This is a genomic window from Cohnella phaseoli (assembly GCF_003386235.1).
GTDB lineage: Bacteria > Bacillota > Bacilli > Paenibacillales > Paenibacillaceae > Cohnella > Cohnella phaseoli.
This window is the reverse complement of sequence record NZ_QRDZ01000005.1, coordinates 144105-168468: the sequence shown is the minus strand read 5'-3', so window position 1 is coordinate 168468 and position 24364 is coordinate 144105. Positions and strand designations below refer to the sequence as shown.

Annotated in this window: 13 protein-coding genes; 1 reads left to right on the top strand and 12 read right to left on the bottom strand. The window is 51.7% G+C overall.

Annotated features, from left to right (window positions below; all coding sequences use genetic code 11):
* Positions 1 to 22: 22 nt before the first annotated feature.
* From DFP98_RS08370 to DFP98_RS08325, 10 genes are all read right to left on the bottom strand, one after another.
* Positions 23 to 1321: a response regulator transcription factor gene (locus tag DFP98_RS08370; protein ID WP_116060124.1), complete on the bottom strand. Its 1299-nt coding sequence runs from the start codon at positions 1319 to 1321 to the stop codon at positions 23 to 25.
* Positions 1314 to 3053, bottom strand: a complete 1740-nt coding sequence (locus DFP98_RS08365; protein WP_116060123.1) for a sensor histidine kinase — start codon at positions 3051 to 3053, stop codon at positions 1314 to 1316. Before DFP98_RS08365 ends, DFP98_RS08370 begins: the two co-directional genes overlap by 8 nt.
* Positions 3054 to 3250: 197 nt before the next feature.
* Positions 3251 to 8425, bottom strand: coding sequence for an S-layer homology domain-containing protein (locus tag DFP98_RS08360; RefSeq protein WP_116060122.1), 5175 nt, complete (start codon positions 8423 to 8425; stop codon positions 3251 to 3253).
* 57 nt (positions 8426 to 8482) lie between these two features.
* Positions 8483 to 9331 carry a carbohydrate ABC transporter permease gene (locus tag DFP98_RS08355; RefSeq protein WP_116060121.1) on the bottom strand — a complete coding sequence of 283 codons (849 nt, stop codon included), beginning with the start codon at positions 9329 to 9331 and terminating at the stop codon, positions 8483 to 8485.
* Positions 9332 to 9349: 18 nt separating this feature from the next.
* A complete protein-coding gene (locus DFP98_RS08350) occupies positions 9350 to 10219 on the bottom strand; it encodes a carbohydrate ABC transporter permease (RefSeq protein WP_116060284.1) in 870 nt (289 codons plus the stop codon).
* 120 nt (positions 10220 to 10339) lie between these two features.
* The gene (locus tag DFP98_RS08345; RefSeq protein ID WP_116060120.1) at positions 10340 to 11710 is read right to left on the bottom strand and encodes an ABC transporter substrate-binding protein; all 1371 of its coding nucleotides are present in this window, start codon (positions 11708 to 11710) and stop codon (positions 10340 to 10342) included.
* 102 nt (positions 11711 to 11812) lie between these two features.
* On the bottom strand, positions 11813 to 13210 hold the full coding sequence (locus DFP98_RS38985; RefSeq protein WP_181917568.1) for a response regulator: 1398 nt from the start codon (positions 13208 to 13210) through the stop codon (positions 11813 to 11815).
* Entirely contained in the window at positions 13182 to 14978 is a 1797-nt protein-coding gene (locus tag DFP98_RS08335; protein WP_116060119.1) for a cache domain-containing sensor histidine kinase, read from the bottom strand. The genes DFP98_RS38985 and DFP98_RS08335 overlap by 29 nt, the downstream gene beginning before the upstream one ends.
* Positions 14979 to 15326: 348 nt before the next feature.
* The gene (locus tag DFP98_RS08330) at positions 15327 to 16316 is read right to left on the bottom strand and encodes a sugar phosphate isomerase/epimerase family protein (protein WP_181917567.1); all 990 of its coding nucleotides are present in this window, start codon (positions 16314 to 16316) and stop codon (positions 15327 to 15329) included.
* 34 nt (positions 16317 to 16350) lie between these two features.
* Positions 16351 to 17415 carry a Gfo/Idh/MocA family protein gene (locus tag DFP98_RS08325; RefSeq protein ID WP_116060117.1) on the bottom strand — a complete coding sequence of 355 codons (1065 nt, stop codon included), beginning with the start codon at positions 17413 to 17415 and terminating at the stop codon, positions 16351 to 16353.
* 180 nt (positions 17416 to 17595) lie between these two features.
* Here DFP98_RS08325 and DFP98_RS08320 point away from each other — a divergent pair, with 180 nt between their 5' ends.
* Complete coding sequence (locus DFP98_RS08320; protein WP_116060116.1) at positions 17596 to 18438, top strand: AraC family transcriptional regulator; 843 nt, start codon at positions 17596 to 17598, stop codon at positions 18436 to 18438.
* A 71-nt stretch (positions 18439 to 18509) separates the two neighbouring features.
* On the opposite strand, the gene DFP98_RS08315 is transcribed toward DFP98_RS08320, so the two are convergent.
* Both DFP98_RS08315 and DFP98_RS08310 read right to left on the bottom strand, forming a co-directional pair.
* Entirely contained in the window at positions 18510 to 19313 is an 804-nt protein-coding gene (locus tag DFP98_RS08315; protein WP_116060115.1) for a polysaccharide deacetylase family protein, read from the bottom strand.
* A gap of 22 nt (positions 19314 to 19335) precedes the next feature.
* Positions 19336 to 24261 carry a sugar-binding protein gene (locus tag DFP98_RS08310; protein ID WP_116060114.1) on the bottom strand — a complete coding sequence of 1642 codons (4926 nt, stop codon included), beginning with the start codon at positions 24259 to 24261 and terminating at the stop codon, positions 19336 to 19338.
* Positions 24262 to 24364 lie beyond the last annotated feature (103 nt).

The following is a 24364-nucleotide window of genomic DNA, read 5'->3' as shown; positions in this document are numbered from 1 at the left end:
TTGTTTTACTTCATTGCCGTTTTCATAACCGTTCCCTGAATTCCTGCGGTGTCAAACCGGTCATTTTCTTGAAAAAGATAGCAAAATAGGAGGGGGACGCGAACCCGAGGCGCTGCGCAATGTCTTGCACTTTCCATCTCGAGTCCGCCAACATCGCTTTAGCTTCCTTCAACCTCGAGGTTTGAATATATTCGGAAACGTTGCGCCCGGTCTGCTGCTTGTAATAACGCGAGAAATAGGAAGGGTTCATAAATGCGACGTCGGCCATCTTGATCAGAGACAAATCCTCGCCCAAGCGCTCATCGATAAAACGGTGTATTTTCTCTATGAGCGCATGCTCCCCTTGCACCGGTTCCTTCCTATGCAAACTTCCCATATCGACGATCGTCATCGTTGGCGTCAGCCCGTCGTTTTTGCCGATCCAGGATTTCATCTTCTCCAGCTCTTGATGAACTTCATTCCAAGACAACGCCGTCCCGGAAATCATGAACGATACGTCGACGCCCAACGTGGCCTGGCACGAGTTCTGCACCGATTCGAGCATCCCTTTCAAATACGCCGCTGCGGCCTTCCAATCCGGAGTCCGATCCGGCAACGTCAAACGCTGCGAATCCGGATTCGGCTGTATTAACCAAACGAGCGCGGAGTTGTCGAACAGCAGCTCTTCCGCTGCGAGCAACGAGGTCATCGCCGTTGTAAAGATGCGTTGGATCGAATGGTAAGCGTGCAGCTTATTTCCCTCTCCCCACTTCGTCACGAATCCGGATAGGAGAATAACGGGAAGATCCGTGCGAATCCGGAACGTTAACGAACAAAACGGCTCCCGCGAAAGAAGCTCTTGAAGCGGTTCCCCAAGGAGCAGCGCCTCCAGAAACTGCTTCTTGATAAGCGGCTGAACGTACGCCGTCTCCTTTAGCGCTTGCTCGAGCAGCGCCTCGTTCTTCATCTCGGCGTCCAGCTTATCGACTACGGCCTGAACGGCGGCGAGAAGTGTGGCGTCATCCTCGTGCTTCAGAATGTAGTTCTCCACGTTTTTCTGAAAAGCCGCATATGCATACTCGAACTCGCTGTAACCGGTCAGAAAGATGACTTTGCAGGACGGCCAATAAAATAAGATTTCGTCGATCAACTGCAAACCGTTGATCTCCGGCATGCGTATATCGCTCAATACGAGATCCACTTTCACTTGCTGAATGATATCCATAACCTCGTAAGCGGAAGTCGCTTCCCACACGTCAAGTTCCATTTCGCTTTCTGAGAACAATTGCACCAAGCCTTTCACGATCGCCGGCTCGTCATCGATAATGAGCATTCTATACATTTTTCCATCCCCCTTGGACGAGTATGATCACATCAACGCGAAGACCGCCGAGCGGGCTTCGCGATACGGCCACGCCGCTCTCTTCGCCGTATTTAAGCCTGATTCTTCCGTTAACGTTCAAAATGCCCGTTTTCTCCGAAACGCCGGTAGTCATCTTCAATCGTTCCTCCAGCAGCCGGATCTGTTCGTCCGTTAAATGAGCGCCGTCATCCTCGATACGGAAAACGATACGGCTATTCTCTTCGACAACTCGCACGTGCAGGACGCCGCCTTTCGAGCTATGCTCGAACGCATGCTCGAACGCGTTCTCGATGACCGGCTGCAAAATGAGGCGCGGGATTTGAATAGGATGCAGATGAGGCGGCAGCTTGTCGTATTGAAGCTCGATCCGGTTCGAGAAGCGAATCCGTTGAATTTCGCAATAATCGAGAGCGTTCTGATACTCCATTCGCAAGGCGACCTCGTCCGAACCGCTTCTCGTGATGAAATGGTAGTAGCTGGCCAGTCTCTGCGCCAACGTCGCGGCGGTCTCCTGATCGCCAGATTTGCAGAAGCGGTAAATGTTATAAAAGCCGTTGTACAAAAAGTGCGGATTGATTTGCGACTGAAGCTGCTTCAGTTCCGACTGCTGGAGCGCCATTTTCTGTTCATAATTTTGCCGGACCGAGACGTTAAGCTTCTTCATCATGTTGTCGAAGCTCCGATAAATGTAATCGAACTCGTTATCCCGTTGAGGAGGGGCGGACATATGCAGATGATCGAGTTCCGTCTTGCGGAACGACTGGATCAATTTATAAAGCGGCTTGTGAATCATCCGATTAACCGAGAAAGAAAACAGGAAGATAACGATAAAGGACACGATGAACAGAACGAAAAACCACGTATTGAACTTTTTCAGCGGACCGGTAATTTGCTCTTCCGTTACATAGGTCAGTAATTTCCACCCATAGGAGTGGAGGGCCGTTACCAATATTAAATAAGTCTCGTCGTTCGCCCGGACCTGCAAATATTCATGCACTTCCCCGATCTTGTTGTCGGGCAATTGCTCGATCATCGTTCCGATAATCCGAGCGTCGGCTTCATCGAAAATCACTGGGGTGCGTAACGGTTCGTCGATAATCGCTACCCCTGCGCCGCTGCCTCCTTGGACGAGCTGCTGAAGCGTTTGTTGAAACCGGCTGACGGACAGTTCCAAGTAGGAAACGAAGTTATCGTTATTCGACGATTTGACGAAAATAATGGTGTCCTTAGAGTAATACACCGCCTTGTTCATGCCGGATTCCATTCTTGACTTCACCGAGCTCCATTCGTCATTCGGTAAATTTTTCACTCCGCCTCGCGTGGAGATTGTCTTGCCGTAGGATTTAATATACACCCCGGAATTGATGACGTAAGGACTCGCGTTCTGTATGGTCGCCAACTTTTCGCCTATGGATTTCACAAGCATGATTTCTTGGAATTTGTCGAGCGAATCGGACATAAATCCAAGCTTCTGCAAGTCGGAATCATTCAGAAACTCCAACTGCCGGCCGCGGATAAAATCGATCGAGCTTTCCAACTGCACGGCGTAAAAATTGGCGTTCGCCAGATGGGAAGACAAAATCTGTTTCTTGACGAACGAAAAGCCCATATAGTTGATTCCGATATGGATAGCGTAAGCCGGAATCATCAATACAAAAAACACGATGATGATTTTCTGGTAGACGAATAATGGGGTGCGCTTCAACGGCATTAACGGCCTCACTCGTGTTCACCTCTGTTTGTAAGCGGATTCAACACAGTTTATATTAACGGATGCTGCAATTCAATAGATGACGATGAATCGAGTTGCCTGCAAAAAAAAGAAACGGCACAGGGCGTTGTTTCCCCATGCCGTTTCGGACTCCGTTTTTATTCCCGGTCCAGTCTTTGAGATTAATATAAATTAATTTAATTTAATGACGTTGTTATTTCCAGCAATCTGACGATCATCACCGCCGCTTCGGCTCGGGTGACCAAGCCCTCTGCAACGAAACGGTTGCCTCCGCGGCCTTCGATCAAGCCGCCCTCTGCCGCAGTGGCAGCATAGCCTCTAGCCCAGACCGGAATGCGCTCGTCGTCCGCGAATCCGGTATTCTCGCCGCTCTTCACCGACAGATTCGCCGCTCGGACAATAACAGCCGTCAGCTCGGCCCGCGTCATATGGGCCTGAGGGCGGAAGCTGCCATCGCTATAGCCCGTAATCCAGCCGGCTTGCACAGCGGACTTCACCGCATCGGCCGCCCATGCGCCGATTTGCGTTTGATCTGCAAAGTCGGTCATTGTCGCTTCATTCGACGGCTTAAGCGCACGAACGAGCATGGAGATCAACTCCTGGCGGCTTACCGTTTTATCCGGCTGGAAGGAGCGATCGCTATAGCCCTGCACGATCCCGAGCTGCACGGCTTGGTCGATCCAGACCTTACCCCAATGCCCTTGAATGTCGGTCAACGAATCCTGCTTCGGCTCCGGCTGCTCTGCCGTCCGCTCCATGGCAAACACGGCGAATTTTCCAAAGCTGCCGATCTCCGCACTGATTCTATCTCCCTCAACTTCCCCGCCGATTTCAATCCATTTCTTCTGCTTCTCGTCGTACTGCCAGATTGACGGGTATTGAGACTCTCTCAGCTTCTTCTTATCGAAAGAGAGACTCAAGAGCATCGGTTTATTCAGCTTAACCTCCTGCTGCTCGCCTTCGCCCCGTATTTCAATAAGCGCGCCGATCCCCCGATGCGGCAAACCGGACTGGCCGCCGATCTCCTGCTCATCCAGCTCAAGCAGCGACAGCTTCAGATTTCGGTCTGTCGTATTCTCGGCAATGATCAGCTTGGCGATCTCTCCCAAGCTCACTTCCCCTGCCGCTTTACCCCGCAAATCCAATTGCCCCGCATGCGAGGAATTTGAACTCGGGCTACCGCCGGATCCGCCCCGATCAGGAGGCGTTACATCCGCTTTTTCAATCTCGATCCTTACCGTCGCAAGATTGGAATATTCATAGCCGTCATATACCCGGAACGTAAATGTATCCTCTCCCGAGGCACCGACATCCGCTGTGTAGACGAATTTGCCCTCCGCCGAATCGGCAAGTATGGCTGTCCCCTTCGTTCCGTTAGCTACGATTTCGAATGTAACCTTCGTCCCTTCCGCCTGTTCCGCTTGCAGGTTTCCTTGCACGCTCCGACCGGTTTTGACGGTATATGCGGCATCGCGGACGGTTGGAACGGCCTGCGCGAATATCCACTGCATCGATCGGAACTGGCTTGGTCTCTTCTCGAGCCCAATGCCGGAGCCCCATTCCATCCAGCCTTTTCTGCCGTTGCCGTCGTTCTCGTTCACGAGCATCGAGAAGCTCATCAGCTCTCCGCGTCCAGGCCGGATTGGCGTCAACTCCGACCAAGGCAGAGCAAGTTTATAGATCGTCTGCTTCAGCTCTTCATCCCTTGTTACTTCAGCTTGGCCGCTGCGAACCGGCCCTGCCGGCAATCCTCCCATCGTTGTCCAGCGGTATATTTGCGGACCTTCGGGCGTATCCGCTACGCCGTACTCATACCAGCTCAAGCTCTCGCCGGGAATGCCGGCAGACAAGGCGAACTGGATGCTGTCATTATTCCAGATGTCGGCACCGGAGGCCGGGGTCGCATGAACGCTGTCCTTTATTCGGGCGGTCATGTACAAATTATCCTGGTCATAGTGGAGCCAAGCTTGCCCGCTCAATTCAATGGTGCCGGTATGACCGGATAGCAGCACGGGTTTTCCTTGCGATAAATCGATCGTAGGGGTACTCGCGTCAATGGCCGGCTCGATCTGGTCATTGATGGCTATCGTGCCCCGGTTGATCGGGTTAAAGCCGAGATTTCCCGCATACTCATAGGGCTTCTGCTGAGCAAACTCGATGCGAACGGAGACCTGCTGGTCCCTTCCAAGCGCAATCGGGTTAAGCGGAATGCTGAAGACCTGTTTGCTGCCCGGCGGTATCGTCGTATCGACGAGCTCTTGGCCGGACTGTCCGCCGACTTTCCAGGTTATGCCGCCGACAGTTAGACCTGCGGCTTTTCTAAAGTTTTCTACGTCTACATTCAGAACTTGAGTCGATGCCCCTTCCAGCTGCTGAAACAGCGGTCTGATCGTCACCTTGTGGGATACGCCGGTTGCAACCTCATGCCGCAGCTTGCCGATCTTGTTGCCCGCTCCGTCCAACAAATAAACCGCCACCGAGCGGAAGCCCTCGCGCGTCTCGCCGATGGACAACTTAAGCTCTGCCGTTTGCCCCGGCGCAGCCGCAATGGCATAACTGCTCTCCTGCATCATCGCCGTTGCCTCAAGCTGCTGCGATCCGGCTTCGTTATTCATAGTTACGGTGAACGTATACGGGTCGCCTATGGCCGCTTGCTCGCCGGCAACCCCGAACGTATCGTCCGGCACGATCCTGTCCAGACTTCCTTTGATGTAGAGAGGTTCACCCGATAATGTCATATAAATCTTGCCGTTATCCGGCATATAAATCTCCGTATTGCCCATTAAATCCGTAATTCTCAGGCTGCTGTTCGTCTCGATCACGGCTTGGGTTTCCTGCTGAGCCCAAACGACCCGGAGCGCTTCGCCGTCCTTCGCAAACAGATGACTGGAGATCGCGCCGTCGAACGATTCGATCTCCTGGAAAGCCGCGCCGGCAAGCATCCTGCTTGTGGCCGCATAGCTCGCATAAGCCGGTTTGGGGGTATAAGCTCCCATCGGATCGTTCTTATGCCGAATCAAACCAAAATTGTCTTCATTGTAATCGGGCTGCAGCCCGTCGTTCATTAAATCGTACCAGGACATCCGCTCCACTCCATGCCCTAATCCCAACACAAACGCCCGCAGCAAATAATTGGCCTGTGTCTTCTCATCGACTCCTTTGGCGGCTTGATGCGTCGGCGAACCGAATTCCGTCACCCAGATCGGCACAAGCTGGCCGTCGTTATATTGTTTAATCAGCGTTTTCAAGTCTTCCAGCTTGTCGAACACTTCGTCCGGAGCGTTCGGATCCATGTATTTCTGTATGGACACGACATCCAGATAGTTCAGGCCGGCATTTTGATCCGCGCCTTCTCCCACGCCTTTCAGCACGCCTTCAATCCAGTCCAGATCGATGCCCCCGGAGACGATGCCTACAACCGGTACGTCGGGGTAGGCCGGCTTGACTGTGTTATAAGTCTCTTTCATCAGCTTGAAGTAATAATCCGGCTGCGAATTGGCGGGACTGTTGCCCCGTTTGCCAAAGCCGCCATTGAATTCATTGTAGACGTTAAATCCGATAAGCCGATCCTTATATCGCCCTACGTAGGCTTTGACGTATTCGGCAAACCCTTTTCTTCCCGCATCCGTATAGGGCGTGCCGTTATTGTCGTAGAACGGATTGTTGAAAGCCCCTACGAGAAGCAGGTTGAGGTCGTTCTCCGCCAGCTTCCTCATGTAGTCTTCCGGCGAAGGCTCGAAGGTGTAGACGCCTTTTTCCTTCTCGATACTGATCCACTCCACGCCGTCCCGTACGAAGGAAGCGCCCATATACCGAGCTAATTTGGCTAGCTCTTTGCTCCACCCGCCGGCGATCCTGTTCAGATGCGTATTGATGCCGAACGGCGAGTCGCCGTTGCCTGGAGGCAACGCCGAAGAAACGACCGCATAAGCGGTTTTCCGTATCAGCGGGTCGCTGCCGGGCCGCTCGGCGGAAACCTCCAATGTGAAATAACCCAACTTGCGGAAGGGCACCGTAATTCCGGCTTGCCCAGCGTTCGTATTCTCGTTTCCCGCTGCGACTTGCTCTCCGTAAATATCGTAAGCGGCCCAATTAATCGTTGCAGAGGATGATTTGACGATAAAGGTGCTAGGCTCACTATCCAGAAATATATTACCAAGCGTAGTTTGCTGAATTTTCAGCTCCGGAAGCCAGTCGCCGATCTGAGCCGTAAGCTGGTCGATCAGCACCGTGGCGGTTAATGCGGAATTCTTAACGTCGAATCGGTCGAACAGGATCGTAATCGCTGCAGCCGGTTTATGCCACTCCCCGTCATTGGCTCCGTTCCAATGCTCAAACGACGGTAAGCCCATTTCATTAATCACAACCTGCTGCCAATTCGATGTATTTTGCAGCGTAATCCGCTGCTGGAACGTCTGCCCCGTCGAATCGGTGGTTCGGATACGCACGGACTTCAGATCGGAGGTTTTGATCCAGAAAGCCATACGTTCAATGTCGAGTTCATCTACCTCTTTTTTGATGGAGGCATAGGGCGAACCCGTAGGGCTTTGGCTGAAATCCGCCAATATTCTCCCTGCATAGCTTCCTTGATAACTCTCGGCCGATTGGATCGCCTGATAGCTGCTCCTGACCGCCGGCGTATCTCCGAAGCTGAAGATCCATTCATCGTTTTCTTGCTCGAAATCGCTGATAACGTTAGGCAAATCCGCTGGCAGAGAGACTTCGGCCGTAATTCGGTCGACCAGCGCCACAGCGGTTAGAGCGCCATTCTTAATGTCAAATCGGTCGAACAGGATCGCGATGTTGTTCGTCGGTTTATGCCATACTCCATCGTTGGCCCCGTTCCAATGCTCTACCGAGCTTGACCCCATTTCACTGACGACGACCTGCTGCCAATCGGATGTATCCTGCAAAGTCATCCGCTGCTGGAAGGTTTGTCCCGTCGAATCCGTAGTTCGGATGCGTATGGACTTCAGATCCGAGGTTTTGATCCAGAACGCCATTTGGGTCATGTCCAGGCCGGCCATGTCTTTTTTGATAAGCACATACGGCGAGCCTGTCGGCCTTTGACGGAAATCCGCCGATAATTGCCCCGAATAATTCCCTTGGGCGCTATACACGGATTCGATCACGCTGAAGCTTCCCTGTACGGCTGGCGTATCGCCGAGACTAAAAACCCAATCATCGGTTCCTTGCTCGAAATCGCTGATGACGTAATTAAAATCTGCTGCCGTACGAGCGGAGTCGGTTTCTTCCGCCGCAAACGCATGGCCCGTATTCCCATTGTCTATAACGTCCCAGACGCCTGACAGACAAATGACCAGAAGGATGACACCCAACTTTTTAAGCATACGCCGTTCATTCCTCCTTAAAGGATTTTCATATCCGATTTCATAGCTTTAAATCGTCTATCCCTTAACAGCGGAGCTTGAGAACCCTTGAATAATATACTTCTGACCGAGGAAGAAGACGACGAGCAGCGGCACGACTCCCGCCGTGGCGGCGGCCATCATCATGTTGTAATCCACCCCGGCTTCCAGCATAAAATTCTGCATGCCAAGCGGTACCGTATACAGCTTTTTGTCGAGCAGGAAAATCAAGGCGTTCTCGTAATCGTTCCATGTCCATGTAAAATCAATAATCGCGAAGGTGGCTAGAACCGGCTTGGAAAGCGGCAGAAACAATTGCCAGAAAATCCGGAAATGACCGGCTCCGTCAATAAAGGCCGCCTCGGATATTTCATGGGGGATACTCATAAAAAATTGCCGAATCATGAACACGCCGAATACCGTAAACAAGCCCGGCAGAATGAGCGCCCAATGGGTATTGTAGATTTTCATCCAATCAAACATAATGAATTTCGGCACAAACAGCACTTGCTGCGGAATCATCATCAGACATAGATACAACAGAAAGATAACGTTCCTTCCCTTGAAAGGGATGCGGCTGAAGCCATAGGCGGCAAATGCGGCCAACAAAGGAGCCCCGATCATCAAAATCACGGATATTTTCAGCGAGTTTAAGTAAAACGGCAGAAATCCGTCTCCGGCCGTCCACACCTTAATATGGTTGGTCCACACCGGATCGAGCGGAATCCACTGAATCGGATAGGTGAAGACGTCCTTTGCTTTTTTGAACGAGGTGCTGATCATCCAGATCATGGGCGACAGCAGCAGCAGACTGGCCAGCGCCATGAGGATCGTATTGAGGCCTTTAAGCGCTTGTTCTTTGATGACTCTGGCATTTCTTGTATTCATTGTGCGTCTTCCCCTCCGTTAGTAATGGACCCATTTTTTCTGGCCAGCCCACTGAATAAGCGAGATGACGAGGATGATCAGGAACATGGTCCACGAAACGGCGGAGGCGTAGCCCATTTCATAAAAGTTAAACGCTTTCTTATAAGCGAAAATAGAGAAAACCGTCGTACTGTTGGCAGGGCCTCCTTGTGTAATCGCATAGATCATGCCAAAGCCTTTGACGGAGCCGATGAAGCCGGTAATCATCAGGAAAAAGGTCGTCGGGCTGACCAACGGGAGTATAATCAAACGCAGCAGCTGCCCGAACGTCGCTCCGTCCATCTTGGCGGCTTCCAGCTGCTCCGAGGACATTTCCTGCAGCGCGGCCAAATAGATAATCATGTTGTATCCAACGCCGCCGGCGGTCATCATGATCAGCACCGCATAGATCGCCGTATCCGGCGAAGCGAACCACAGCGGAGGCTCGCTTAAGCCCACGGATCGCAAGAAGGCGTTAATCGGGCCGTTGGTGGGCTGAAACAGTACCATCCAAACGAATGCAATGGCGATGCCGCTGGTGAAATACGGAGCGAAGAAGAAGGCCCGCAGCGTCCTCTGAAAATAAGTCCGGTTATTAAGCATGACCGCAATCAGAAATCCGAGCATAATCGAAATCGGTACGGGGATTAACACCAGTAAGGTGTTTCTGACCGATACAGCAAATAAATCGTCCCTCACCATCATCCTGAAATTATCCAATCCGACAAAATGCGGGCTTTGCCCGCTAGCGAATACCCAATCCGTAAACATTAAATAAAAGGAGAACAGGGCAGGAATGAGCATAAATACCGTCATTCCAATCAGATTGGGGGCAATGAATACATAACCAATCAGCCTCTGCCGCTTCATCCAGCTCACGATCGGTCACCGCCTTTCTCTCTGTATCATGTGTAAGTTTGAATCTTCATGCCGCTGTCACCGAAGAGGGAGGCGGCGCCTAACCCCCGTCTCCCTCCGGTTCCGGCGACTTTATTGAGAGGACTCCTGCAAATTTTTGTTATGCACCCGAGCCAGTTCCTTCGCGCCTTCCTCCGGAGTCAGCTTGCGTGAAAATATGTTGTCATAGACAGCCTGCTGCTCGGTTCCCGTCTTCCGATCCAAACGGCTGAGACCCAGCGGAAGGTCCCCGAATATAACCCGCTTAATCGACTCCAGATCGTACGTGTCCTCCACGCCTTTGAACATAAGGGCAACGGCCTCATCGATCGGGAAGTCCTTGGATGCAGGCACTCGGCCGCCTGCCGCCATTGGGAGCATTCCGCCGTCCGCATACCACTTGATGAATTTCCAGGCCGCTTCCGGATTTTTGGTGCGAGGATTGATGGAAATGACGTCTCCCGTGCCGCCGGCATAAATATAATCGGCTTGATCCTTGTCCACCTTAGGAGCCGGAGCCGCCGCCACCTTGAACGTCCGCGGAAATTCCGTCAGATTGTTCGTCGTACGGAAAATCTGGTTCGTCGAGAACAGCATCGCCGCTTCTCCTTTGACAAACATTTGATCCAGGGCAGGCTTGGAGGTAATCTGCTCTGTGTGAGGCATCAAGCTCTTGTCCGTGAACATCATGTCCAAATACACCTGAAGCGTTTTAACCGTAAACGGATTATCGAATGCTGAGGTTCCGTCCGGGTTCGTCAACTGCAAGCTTTGCTTTCTCATGGAGCCGTTGATCGGCACATTGAAATAATAATCGCTTTGCGCCAGTCCCCAAACGTTGTCATCCTTCAGCTTGGCGGCATAATCTCTAAGCTCGTCCAGTCCCCATTCCGTCGGTACCGGCAGCCCCTTGGCGTCGAGCATATCCTTGTTCAACCAGACTAACGATGGACCTTTCGAAGTAGGAACCCCGTAGTACTTGTCGTCCGCTTTCCAGAAAGAGGCGCCTTCGCCCATCTTCTCATCCACGCTGTAATCGGAGAATGTGCTCAGATCAAGCGCATTCCCCGCTTTAATCCGTTTCTCGTATAAGCTGTAGTCGTAGTTGACGTACATGTCCACGGGCTGGCTGGACATCAATGCCGTATCCAGCTTCAGATTGCCGGCGTCGTCATTGACGAACCGCACGTATTCCAATTGAATATCCGGATTTTCCTTGTTCCAGTTGTCGACGACCTCCTGCGGGCCGTTTTCAGGCGGTACGCCTCCCCATAGGGTCAGCTTGACCGGGTCTGCGCTCCCCGTTGCGCTGGGCTCGACGCTTGAGGATGGCGCGGAGGATGGCGCGGCGGAAGACGCCGTTCCTCCATTGCCGTTATTTCCGTTCCCGCTGCAGCCGGCAAGCATCAGAGATACCGCTACAACCGATGCCAAGCCTGTGACCAACCGCTTTCCTTTTCTCATCTTTCTTGCAACCTCCCTAAGCTGGTGTTTGATTCATCCCAACTATATCAATTCGCTCATGGGCCTATAAGGGACGAAACTTGCAGGTTGACCGTACAAAACTTAGTCCTTTTTCTCTCGCCTGAAGGAGCTGGGAGTTTGTCCGACGAGTCGCTTAAACGTTTTGATGAAGTACGCGTCGTCGGTAAAGCCGGTCTGACTCGCGATCTCTTCTACGCTGAGCTTGGAATGCAGCAGCAGACGCTTGGCTTGTTCAATCCGAAGATTTCGCAAGTACGCGATGGGCGTCAGGCCGGTCTTTTTGCCGAATACAGTGCTCAAGTAGTCCACGTTAATGGCTACCAGTCTGGCCAGATCCGTAACCTTGATATTTTCCTTGTAATGCTCCGCCATATATTGAATCACCCGGTTCACCTCCGGATGGTCCGTATAGCTAATATCTTCTTCCCGTTTATGCCGAATAAGCTCTCGTATGGCTTGCAGCGCATGCGCAAGCAGCGATTCATGGCTTACAGCCGAATAGACTTCCGTCTCATCCTCCGTCTTCCGTCCGGCCAGCATCGTCAAAATGTGCAGCAGATGGGTCGCGCGTTTTTTTACTTCCACATGGGACAGGGACGAAGCTTTCATGCCCTCCCAGATTTGCGCTGCCGCCTCCGCGCATTTGGCTTCATTCAGTTCTTCAAAACTGCGGATCAGCTCAACCTCCAACTCCTCGATCGGTGTCACGCCTTCTCTCGCAGCCGGATAAGCCTCTTGGCCGTACCAATCGCCATTTAATCGGTTCACCGCTTGCAGCCAGTCATCGGGCAGACGAACCAAACTGTTGCCTTCCGCCGAATCTCCCTTCTTCCGAAACTTCCAGCAAAAGAAAGTCGTCTGACCCGCATCGTGAAAGGATTGGACAAGCAGATAGCCTTCCTGCCATATACCGGCCTGATCGAGACTAGCGGGAACGCCCCCGCTTAGCACAACGACAATATCCAGACTCAGATTGCGAAATTTCTCCATCGATGAGGTTAGTTCGGCCAAATTTGCCTGGACTGCCGCCCCTGTCCCTTGAATTCCCGCCCAGATGCGATGATAGAAAGGGTAGAGCGCCTCTCCCGCTCCTCTCAGTTCGGCTAGCAATTCCTCCTTGATCCTTCCCAGGCTTTCCAGCAGAACGTCATCGTTCAAAGACAGCTTTAGCAAATAGTTGGAAGCCCCATATTGCAAGGCGTCCCGCGCATAATCGAAATGATTCATGGCCGTCAGCATAATAAAACGGCTGCGTATTCCCGCCTTCCGCGTTTCCTTCAGCAGTTCAATTCCGTCCATTCCGGGCATGACAATATCGGCGATTACGACGTCGGGCTTCAACTCCAGAATCGCTGCCAACGCTTCCTCGCCGTTCCCCGCTTCTCCCGCAACGCAATACCCGTGGCTCTCCCAATCCAGAAGTTCCCGGATAGCTTCACGGACAAATCCTTCATCTTCCACCAATAAAATCGTCCACATGCCGGTCGTCTCCTTCCTGCGAATACGGCGCTGCAATCAGTAAAGGCAAGCGAATCCTTACCAGAGTCCCGCTCCCGTCCGAGATCAGTTCAACAGCTCCCTCCTGTTTAAAAAGCAGCTGCACCCTTTCCCTTAAATTACTCAGCCCGATCCCGTGCCCGCTGCGTCTTCCCGGCTTGCGGGCCGCTTCTTCCATACCGATGCCGTTATCCTCCACTTCCAGAATAAGCTCGTTTCCTTCCGCTCGCGCCCTGACCCATATGGTGCCGTGGCCTTCAACCCGGTTAAAGCCATGGACGATCGCGTTCTCTACCAGCGGCTGCAGGCTGAGCTTGGGAACAAGCGCATAACGTACCGCTTCCTCCGTCTCATAGACGATGGCGAATTGCTCGCGGAATCGAAACGCTTGAATGGATTCATAGGATCGCAGCAATTGAATCTCGTCTTTGAGCGGAATCAGCTCGATATCCGAATTCAGGCTCGCCTCCAGAATTAAGCCCAGCGAAGTGCAGATGCCCGAAATTTCCTCCTGTTTTTCTTTTCTGGCCATCCATTTGACCGTGTTCAAGGTGTTAAGCAGAAAATGCGGATTCATCTGATACAGCAGCATTTGAAAACGAACCAGCTGTTTTTGCCGTTCCTCCTGCTTCAGCTTGGCAATGAGCTCGACAACGTCGTCAATCATCCGATTGAAGCTTGCGCTGAGCGATTGAATCTCATCCGTTGCGCCTTTGTTGATCGATATTTTCACATTAAGCTTCTTGTCCGAAGCTTCCTCCATGCTCCGCTTCAAAACGGACAACGGCTGGGTCATGCGCGACGCCAGAAAGAAAGTCACCAACATGAAAGCGGTTACTACAAAAATTAGAAACATATAGATCATCAGCCTTAAACGCCGAACCTCCTGCTGCAGCTCGTTTAAGGGCATTTGGCTAACGACGTACCAGTCCAACTCTTCAATATAGCTGTAATTGACAAGAGACAGCGTCCGTTCATCCTTGTAGTGGCCGTTTTGCATTTGCGCTGAGATAATTCTTTTCATGCTGTCCAGACTGAAAGCGGCCTCCTTGTTCTGCAGCACCGTCTCTCCCCGTCCGGTGAAAATGGTCAGCCCCTGATTGGCCGGATTATCTTTTAACGTATTGTGAAACCATTCCTGCACATTGATGCTGATTCGCGCCAGCCCGTAATTGCCGCGCAGCTCGTCATTCAGCATCAGATATAAACTCAGCAGCTTGCTGCCCTGGCTGCTTCTGACATCGTTCGAATCGTCCGCTACCCAGCGGTAAGGGCGACTGCCGGCTTGCAGTTTCGTTTGCCATTCCTGTAATTCTTCCCATTCATTCGTTAACTGGTTATTGGGCGCATAGGAGGTGTATACGTTGCCGTTGCGGTCGATAAAACGAAAATACAGCTCCGTCTGGTGGAAAAAGAAGCTGTTATTGATGCCGAACATTTTGCTTTCTACGATTTTCTTTCGTTCAAGAGGATCATACTTGTCGGGATTGTGCATGATCTGAATCAGGCTTTCGTCCTGGCTCAGAATCGTATTCGATTTATAGGCAAAGGCCATCATATCCGTCAAGGAAATATACACCTGCTGCATGCGCTCGGACATGCGGTCGATCATATCGTTCTGCCGAGTCGTTTCGAAGTATTGGAACAGATAATAAATCGCGATGCACAAAGGCAGCATCAGAAGGGTAATATACGCGATAAAAAGTCTGTACTTCAACGTGTTCGGGAGCCAGCTTCGCCAGTTCTGCATCGTTCGGTCACTCCTCTATCGATCCAAGTATCTCAGACGTAACCTTCATTTTAGCACACTCCCAAACGTCGTCAGCAGGTCAAAAACTTGTAGATTTGCATAACAATTCTTAGAAGTCGGAAGTGCCCGATGAGCGATGCAACGCATAACAAATAGGCTTCTCGCCAAGTTCAATTCGAACTTGTGAGAAGCCTGGGAGGGCTGAATTGGGTCTATTCCCCCAATTGCGCGTACTCGTCGGGTTTGATCCCTTCGTAGCGGACGAAGGCCCGTTTGACTGCTCGATGGCGGGAGCGCTTACTGCATACAAAGCAGGCCCATCATATTCGGTATATGACGGGCCTGCTTTTATTTGCCGCTTTGCAATTGCAATTTTTCTAGAATCCCCCGCAAATGTTCGGCGCCGCTTGCAATCCTTTCTTCCATTTGCTCCAAATAAGGTATTGCTTCGTATGCCTCGACTGTCGGCAGCTCTCCGGAGGCAAGCTTTTGCTCTACCTCCCATGTCAGCTTGATAAATTGCCCGAATTCATAGGGCGTTAAGTTCGGATTGGGAGCAAACCAATCCCGCTCGAACACCGGAAATTCAAAAATCCACTTATGATCTTCAATCGACAAAGGCAAATCCGGGTTATATTCCCCCAGAATGGCAATGATGCTCGCAAAATCGACACTCCCTTGGCCGGGCGCTTTTCCTTGCCTGCTGACCCCGTTCGCCGAGAAGAAGACGATTCCGTCCTTGATATGGGTCAAGTGCGTATAGGGAGCAACCCGTCTAGCCGCCAGTACAGGGTCTTCCGCATTCACGAGCGTATTCCCGGTGTCGAGGCATACGCCGCATATATCCGCGCCGGCGGCTTCAACGACGTGCAATATATCGAAGGTAGAGTCGCCGTGATTCTCGATATTGATCCGACTGCCGCACTCCTCCAACACCGGTCTCAGACTTCGTACGAAATCGGAGCTTCTCGATAAATGAGTGTTCCACGGAACGGGGTGCTTGTATCGTTCGTCACTGTGGCTGATTACGCTCCTCAGCTCATGCCAGCCGGCTTTGGCGAAGATTTCAATATCACGAGCGATTGCGCTTCTCGTTTCCTCCTCCGATTGGCGGAACAGAAACGGGTTGCACGTATCTACGGAAACGTTGATATACATTCCGAGTGAATCGGCGTAATCCCTTAAGTGCAGAATTTCACCTACATCGCGCTTGCTGCTTAATCCGTCCATGCCGCCAAACTGCACGCCTTCCAATCCCCGTTTATTGGCATAATCGAGACACTGATAAGGATTCAGGTTCAATTCCCGGAGCGTAAAGCTGTCGATTCCTATCCTCAAGGCCAGTCCTCCTTTAGTCGTCCGCCTACCGCTCTCAACGTACCGGTTGCAGGGGGAGGCTGACTACCGCCCTCGTTTCCTCGGCCCGATAAGCGGCTTCCGCCACTTCTACCGTTTTACGGCTGTCCGTCCCGTCGGTCAAGATTTCCGCCTGTTCGCCTCTCAGGCTTTTCACCCATTGCTCGATGCAGCGCTGATGGCCTGTCATTTCTTTCTTGACGTCCACCTTGACGAAGCTTCCTTCGCCCTTCATGTCATAGTGAAACTGCTTGGAGGATCCGTCATGAATTTTGACGTATGTGCCCTTGCCGCTCATATAATAAGCTTCGCCTTTCGTGCCGGTGACATGATTGAATTCGTACCATAATCCGTCCGGTGCGTGATGCGATTGCGTATACCAGTTAATGGAGAGCATAGCTAACGCTCCCGATCGCATTTTGGCCAATACGGCTCCGATGCTTTCCCCCTCCATGCGATCCGGCTCCGTCTTCGTCATGCAAGTCACCTGATCCACTTCGCCTTCATACCATCTGAGCGAATCGATCTGATGGGTGAGACAGCTCATGATGGCACCTCCGCCAAGCATTTCCTTCGACCGCACCCAACTTCGCTCGGGGAAAACGACGTTCTGATTGTGCTCCAACTTCCAGAACAAAATATCGCCCAGTTCGCCGGAATCGACCACCTGCTTAAGCGCCTGCCAATCGGAATCGTAGCGTCGGTCATGGCAGACGGTAAGCGATACGCCGGCTTTCTCGCAAGCCTGGATCATTAGATCGCACTCCTCCACATTGCGGGCCATCACCTTCTCGGTGAGCACATGCTTGCCTGCTTCCGCTGCCGCAATTGCCGCAGGCGCGTGCAAATAATGCGGAAGAAGAATATCAACTGCAGCCACCTTTTTGTCGGCCAAAATCTCGGTATAATCTCCTACAATGGCAACGTCCTCGCCCAGCAGTCTTCGGATCTCGCTGTGGCGGCTTGCGTCAGTCTCGGCCACAACGACTTCGCAAATATCCGCCAGGCGCGTATAGCCTGGGGCATGCGCAGTGAGAATGCCCCCTCCGCCCAGAATACCGATCTTCAGTTTAGCGCCCATTTCCGGTTCAGCTCCCTCATGATTTCTATCACGGGAACATTATCTCACCGGGTAATAGAAGGTAGAAATAACAAATCGTCTGATATTATACACGCTTTGTTCGAAGCCTGTTTCATGTCGTTTGATTCGGTTGCGCATTGCACTATAATAAATGTATTACTCCAAGAAGGCGGATGAAGTATGACTGATCCCCAGTTTCTAGTCACGGTACTGAATTCGCTTAATTTCACTTATTTGAAGGGCAATACCACGCGATTTGAAGTGAAGAACTCTCATAGTTTCGATCAGCCATTCACGCTTATTTCCCAAATTATGGACGGCCCGCTGCTGCTTCACCTCGGGAATGCGAGCTATAAGGTAGAGCCCGGGCAGGGATTGATTATCCCGCCGAATATCAAATATAAAATCGACATGCTTGAGCCTCAATTCGTTACGCATTGGCTGAATCTGGACATCACTCTTTTTGACCATTTTCAACTGTTCGACTTTATCGAGGCTCCTTATGTCACCTCTCCAGACGTTGGAAACAAAATCGGCCGGCTTCAATCCGAAATAACCGCCTTGATGAACGCCGAGCCGATCGACGCCAGCACATCCTTGTACCAGATGGCGCAGGTCAAGCAGCGAATGTTCGCTCTGCTGGGAATTGTTCTCTCCGTCTCCCGGTACAAAATCGGCAGCTTCGAGGATACAAGGAAGTTCCAACGGTTTCAGCCCGTGTTCGATTACGTGGAGCAGCATCTTGCCGAGAAAATAAAGGTGACTCAACTGGCCGAGCTGATGTACTTGTCCACCTCCCACTTCCACAAAGAGTTCAAACAAGCTTTCCAAGTTTCTCCGCTGCAGTATATCCAAGCGCAGAGGTTGAAGAAGTCGCAATATTTGCTGGCTACGACGGATTTGACGATGGGGGAAATCGCCAATCGGATCGGCTACGACCATGCGTATCCGTTCATCCGATTTTTTAAATCGATGTACGGCAGCAGTCCCGGCAAATACAAAAAAGCGCTGCACCGACTATAGTTCAATGAAAAATAAAACAACAAAGCAGCTGCCTAGTAAACTTCACAGCTGCTTTGTTGTTAATTCAGAGATTAACTCGTAAATGCGATTTGGCTGCCGCCTTTTACTTCAACAATTTGATTGTCGACTTGAAGCCATACGGATAACGCGGAGGGATTATACACGAATTGACATGAAGCTGAGAATTTGAGATCTTGAAATGCTTTTAGATAATCCACGATCTCTATATTAGTCGCATACCAGATCTCTCTCCTGTTCCCAACAAACTCGCAAAAGCTTTCTATCAAGGGCCAATTCTGATCCTGATCGAACTCATAGCTGTGCCCCCATACGTACATCATGTACAAATATTGCGTTTTATTCAAATTTACGAAGGTTTCCGCTACATTCATTAAGTCCGCTTTATGATGGCATGTAGGATCCCACTCCAACAAATCGTCAGGCATCGCGAATTGCCCCGTGCTATGCACTGTTCTTGCGTACTCGACTCCCAAATAAGGCAATTTCTCTTTTATTATCTTGTTGTAAGAACCGTTAGGATAGGACATGCCTCTTACTGTATAGCCGACCACATGCTCCAATCTCTTCCTGTCTTCGAAGATTTCTTCTATGATTTGTTCCTTCGGACACCTTGCAATCGTAGGATGCGTCAACGTGTGAGCGGATACCTCATGTCCACGATACAGCGCTGCAGCCTCCTTCTCCGATATACGGTCATCTGAACCAAACATCCCCGAGTTAAGATGGAACGTTCCTTTAATTCCATACTTATTGAAAATCTCCACTAGCCTAATATCAGCGGTTTTGCCATCATCATAGCTCATTGTCAAAACTTTATGCTTTCCCTGAGGAAAAGCCATCATGACTTTGGGCACTTTCCAAGCCCTCCCCTTCATTTTACTTCACTATCACAATGATCTTCTCACTAACCGTCGCTCCGGCATAATTAAGAAGCTCGCATTGATACTCATACGTACCTTTAGGTTTGCCGCTGATCGCCGTTGTGACCGACTGGGCGCTTGGCGATCGATCGGTAAGCAGTTGTGTATCAATGAGCATGCCGTTTTCATACAGGCGATACTCCGTACCGTTAGTGCCCCACCACATATTCATGCTGATCTTGAAGCTTCCGCCACCGTTCCAGTTATCGTGGGAAAGGACCGGAACAGCCGGTGCTGCTTGCGTGACGATTACTGTATGAATATCGCTTCTTGTCGTACCCGATGCGTTGGAGAGTTCAGCATAATAGACGTAGGTGCCATTATTCCGGTTTGTAACAGCTGTCACAGCGCTTTGGGCATTCGGAGAATGGGCCGTCAGGGTTTGGGTATCGATCAGCACGTCATTCTCGTAAAGCTTATACGTGCTGGCGTTATTTCCCCACCACATATTCATGGTCACCGAATATTTCCCGCCCTTGATTCCCGTGCCATATCCATTATCATCCGACAAAACCGCTTTTCCGGGAGCATCCGCAGCATTCGAGTTCGACGAAGGCTTCACCGTAACGGTCCCGCTCCCCTCGCTGCTAAGGAAATACGTCGCATCATTCTGGTTGAACGAGACTTGAACCGGGTAAACCCGATCCTGATCCGCGTTCGCTTCCAAATCGATGGTATAGTTCAGAACCGCTGCCCCGTTCACATCGGTAACGGCCGTTCCGACCGTATTCCCGTATACGGCGAAGGAGACCGTTTCCCCCGCAATTTGTTGACCGTTCTTATTCTGCAGCGTTGCCTTGAGCTCAATTGTATCGTTCAGCTTCCCTTCCGCGCTTGAGGCTGCCAGTGCCGTGCTATGGTAGAGTTTGAAAGGAACCGTCTGCTCGACCCTATTCCCGGCCTGATCGGCAGCTTCCACGAACAACGTATGACTCCCTTGGCGGGTTATAGGCGTGCCGGATGCCCAGATTTCCTCATCCAAAAGCGTGCGAACGGTTTGCAGATCGCCGTCTGCATCTTCGGCATGCACAACCGGAATCACCTGATCCGTGTAGCTCTCTCCAGCCGCGACCCCTTCGATGGTTATAACGGGAGGAGACGAATCTTGGATGATCTGAACGGTTCTGAATTTCTTGGTGTCTTTCGTTTGGCCAATGCCGGAGCCCCACTCGATATACCCTTTGCGACCGGCACCGTCATTATCATTAACGAGCAGCGAGAAGCTGAAGACACTATTCGTTGCCGGTTTAATCGGTGCAAGCTCAGACCATGGAAGCGCAAGCTCATAGACCGTGATCTTCTGATCCTCGTCTCGCGAAATCTGTAAGGTACCGTTCGTCACAGGTCCCTGGTTGCTGCCGTCAGGCGTAAACCAACGATAGATTTGCGGACCCAGCGGCGTTTGAGCTATCCCATATTCATACCATCCCAAATTCTCGCCGGGGATACCTGCCATCGCCGCAAACTGGAGGCTATCATTTTTCCAGATCTCCGTTCCGCTTGCGGGAGTGAAATGAATATCATCTCTGATCTTTGCAGTCAGATAGAACTGATCCCGATCCCAATTTAACCATACGCTGCCGTCCAAATCCGATGGGCCCGCATAGTTTTGCATTTTTATCGTACCTTGCGACAAAAGGGCCAGCGGCGGAGACGCTACGATAGCAGGGTCAGCCAAGCCGTCAATTTGTACCGTTCCGGGTAAGATCGGATTAAAATCCAACTTCCCTACGTAATTGAAAGATGATTTTCCGTCAAATTGGACGGTTACTTGCGCTTGGTTGCTGACTCCGTAATCAAAGCCGCTTAATGGAATATCGAACGTTTTGGCGGTGTCCGGGGGAATCACATAGGTCAAATCCTGCGTACCTGATTGGTTCCCGAACTGCCAATCGGCTTGCTTGACCGCTAGCCCTTGCTGCTTGGAATAATTCTGAATTTGTATTTTCAATGTCTCCGCCTGCGTATTCACATCTGTAATAACTGGAATGACTTTGACCCGGTAAGAAGGGAGTGTCTGAATGGCCTGCTTCAGTCTTCCGATTCGATTCCCGTTTGCTGTCAAATCGCCGGTTACGTAGCGAATGCCTTCCTGGCTCAATCCCGGCAATGCAATCGGCTGTGAGGCGGCCTCACCTGCTCCCGCGTTCAAAGAATAGGTCGAGCCTTCCACCGTGAATGAAGCGGAGAGAGGCGATGCGGATGTATTATTGGCTTCCACCGTCAGCGCAACGGGCTCGGCGGTAACCGCCTCTGCCCCCTTGAGGGCGAACGTCGAATCGAGCGCAATGCCATAGATGTCGCTTTGGATGTAGACGGGCTCCGAAGTTAGCGTCATGTACACCTTGCCGTTAAGCGGCGTGAAAGTTTCCGTGTTCCCCATAATATCCGTGATTTGAATAGGCGCATTCGTTTGAATCGCTGCCTGCACGGGGGTATTGGCCCAGACGACTCTTAGCTTCCGGCCGTCTTTATCGAACCTGTAGCTGTAAATATCCGCATCGTATATTTCCCGTTCTACGAATGAGGCGCCTATCAATTCTCGGGTCATCGCCCCATAAGCCGCGTAAGCAGGCTTCGGCGAGAACTGGCCTTTAGGGTCGTTCTGGTGCCGAATGAGTCCGAAATTATTCTCGCCGTAATCGGCTTGCATCCCGTCGTTCATTAAATCGTACCAGAATACTTTTTCGGCGCCGGCTCCCAATGCTTGCACATAAGCGCGCACCAAATAATCCGTTTGCGTTTTTTCCTCCACTCCCGCGGTGCCGGTCGGCCAGCCGACCTCCGTAATCCAAACCGGCTTGTCTTGTCCCTGATTATATTTCCGGATCAAGCTCTGCGCATCGAGCACGGCTTGAAGCATGCCGTCCGGCGATCGATTGTACGGATGGATAGAAACGACGTCCATGTATTGCAGCCCGCCGAGCCGGAATACCTCCTCCATCCAGGGAATGTCTACGTTCGACGCCATGCCGACAACCGTGACGTCGGGCCTGGCGGCTTTCACCGTCTCAAAGGTCTTCTTCAGCAGCTTGAAATAATAGTCGGGACGAGAATCGGCGGGACCGTTCCCTCTGTCTCCGAAGCCGCCGTTGAACTCATTGTACACTTCTACCCATTCCATCTGGCTACCGTATAGATCCAAGAGAGCCTTACCGTAATTTGCAAACCCTTCGCGACCTTCATCCGTATAGGGGGTACTATCCTGATCGTAAAACGGATTGGTGAAGTCGAGCGTGATGAACGGTTTCAGGCCGTCTTGCTGTGTGCTTCGCATAAAGGCATCGCGGTTCGCGGGTTTGCGGTATTTGCCTTTTTCATATTCGACATCCACCCAGGTGATTTCGTCCCGAAAGTTTTTGGCTCCCGCACGCTTAAGCAGCGTACTCAATTCGGGGGTCCACCCGGTATCCGTTTTTGCAAGGTGGGTAGAAACCCCGAACGAATTATCGGCCGTCGCGGTGGGATCGTCTGTGGACAGGCGGGCGAAGGAAACGTCCGTCCCCTTGAGCGTTTGGCCGTCTTTCTCTGCGGTGAGCGCCAGCCTGAAGTAGCCGAGCTGCTGAAGAGGAATGGACAAATTCAGCTGCCCGCCCTGCACAGTCTCCCTGCCCGCCAATACTTGATGATCCAAATGGTCGTATACGCTCCAGCTGACCGTATCTCCTCTTGTCGCAAGAGGGAATGCTGCGGACTCGTTTGCCAGAAATACATTGCCCATCCGGGACTGCTGAACGTCCAAATCCGGCACGGAAGCCGTCGCCACGATATTGTCGAAGCGGATATCTCCGCTTGTTTTGCCCCCAATCAACCCGGACCTTTCCACCAAGAGGCCGATTGCCTGGGCAGGCCCATGCCATATCCCGTCGTTCGCCCCGTTGTAATGCAGATAGCCTGTGCCGGCGTTAAAGGTCCACACTTCGATTTTTTGCCAATTGGAGGTTGGCGCCAAGGCGAGTTTTTGCTGATGCACCTGTCCGGTCGAATCCCTGATGAGCAGCAAAACCGTAGAATAGTCGGCCGTCTTGACCCAGAATGCGAGCCTCTTCAGGTCCATAGGCGTAGAGAAGCTTCGTCCGAGCGAAACATTCAGCCCGCCGGCGCTGAAATTTCCGCTCACTTTGCCTGAATAAGCCCCCGATTTGGCCTCTGCCGTATCCCTTATATATTCACCCTTGGCTCCGCCTTGCGAGGCCAGCGTCCAGATATCGAAGCCGTTCTCGAAAGTACCGATTGCGTTATCCCAAACGGTCATCTGTGGAGGAGCCGTTGCCGACACGTCGTCGATCCACGCGTCTCCGCTCGTTTTGCCACCGATTAAGTTGGACTTCTCCAGCAAAAAGGAGATTCCAATAGCGGGACCGTGCCATTTGCCGTCATTGGCGCCGCCAAAATGCAAATAGTTCGTGCCGATGTTAAACGTACTGATCTCGATCTTCTGCCAATTGGCACTCGCCAAAGCGATCTTCCGCTGATGCACCTGTCCAGTTGAATCAATCAACCTAAGCGTGACCCCAGAGGCGTCGGCCGACTTGAGCCAAAACTCCAGCTTCTGCATATCCAAGGGCAGAAACATTTTACCGACGGACACATATTTGCCGCCCGCGCCAAAATCGCCGTGCAGCTTCCCCGAATAGGTTCCTGATCTTGGAGCCGACGCATCCCGTTCATACGCGCCTTGTGCCCCCGGAAACTCGGTCCCCGCACCGAAACTCCAAACCTCTTCCTCGCTTTCGAAATTACCGATCGTTACGTTTTCGTTTTGCAATGCTTCAGCCGCGTGAACCGTTGTCGCCTTTCCTCCCGACAGAAGTCCGTTCATAGACGAGAAGGACAATAGCAGAACCAGCACCAAGCTAACCAACCGCTTTTTCGTTTTCAAAATTCATCCACTCCCTCATTTAATAAATGAAAGCGTTCTCGATAAATTCTTTTGCCGTTCCGCGCCCAATCAGCTTTCGTCATTTCTTCGCTCATTTGAAGCG

Bases quoted from the DNA above. Each gene is read 5' to 3' on its own strand.
- DFP98_RS08370 (WP_116060124.1), bottom strand. From the start codon at position 1,321: ATGTATAGAATGCTCATTATCGATGACGAGCCGGCGATCGTGAAAGGC.
- DFP98_RS08365 (WP_116060123.1), bottom strand. From the start codon at position 3,053: ATGCCGTTGAAGCGCACCCCATTATTCGTCTACCAGAAAATCATCATC.
- DFP98_RS08360 (WP_116060122.1), bottom strand. From the start codon at position 8,425: ATGCTTAAAAAGTTGGGTGTCATCCTTCTGGTCATTTGTCTGTCAGGC.
- DFP98_RS08355 (WP_116060121.1), bottom strand. From the start codon at position 9,331: ATGAATACAAGAAATGCCAGAGTCATCAAAGAACAAGCGCTTAAAGGC.
- DFP98_RS08350 (WP_116060284.1), bottom strand. From the start codon at position 10,219: ATGAAGCGGCAGAGGCTGATTGGTTATGTATTCATTGCCCCCAATCTG.
- DFP98_RS08345 (WP_116060120.1), bottom strand. From the start codon at position 11,710: ATGAGAAAAGGAAAGCGGTTGGTCACAGGCTTGGCATCGGTTGTAGCG.
- DFP98_RS38985 (WP_181917568.1), bottom strand. From the start codon at position 13,210: ATGTGGACGATTTTATTGGTGGAAGATGAAGGATTTGTCCGTGAAGCT.
- DFP98_RS08335 (WP_116060119.1), bottom strand. From the start codon at position 14,978: ATGCAGAACTGGCGAAGCTGGCTCCCGAACACGTTGAAGTACAGACTT.
- DFP98_RS08325 (WP_116060117.1), bottom strand. From the start codon at position 17,415: ATGGGCGCTAAACTGAAGATCGGTATTCTGGGCGGAGGGGGCATTCTC.
- DFP98_RS08320 (WP_116060116.1), top strand. From the start codon at position 17,596: ATGACTGATCCCCAGTTTCTAGTCACGGTACTGAATTCGCTTAATTTC.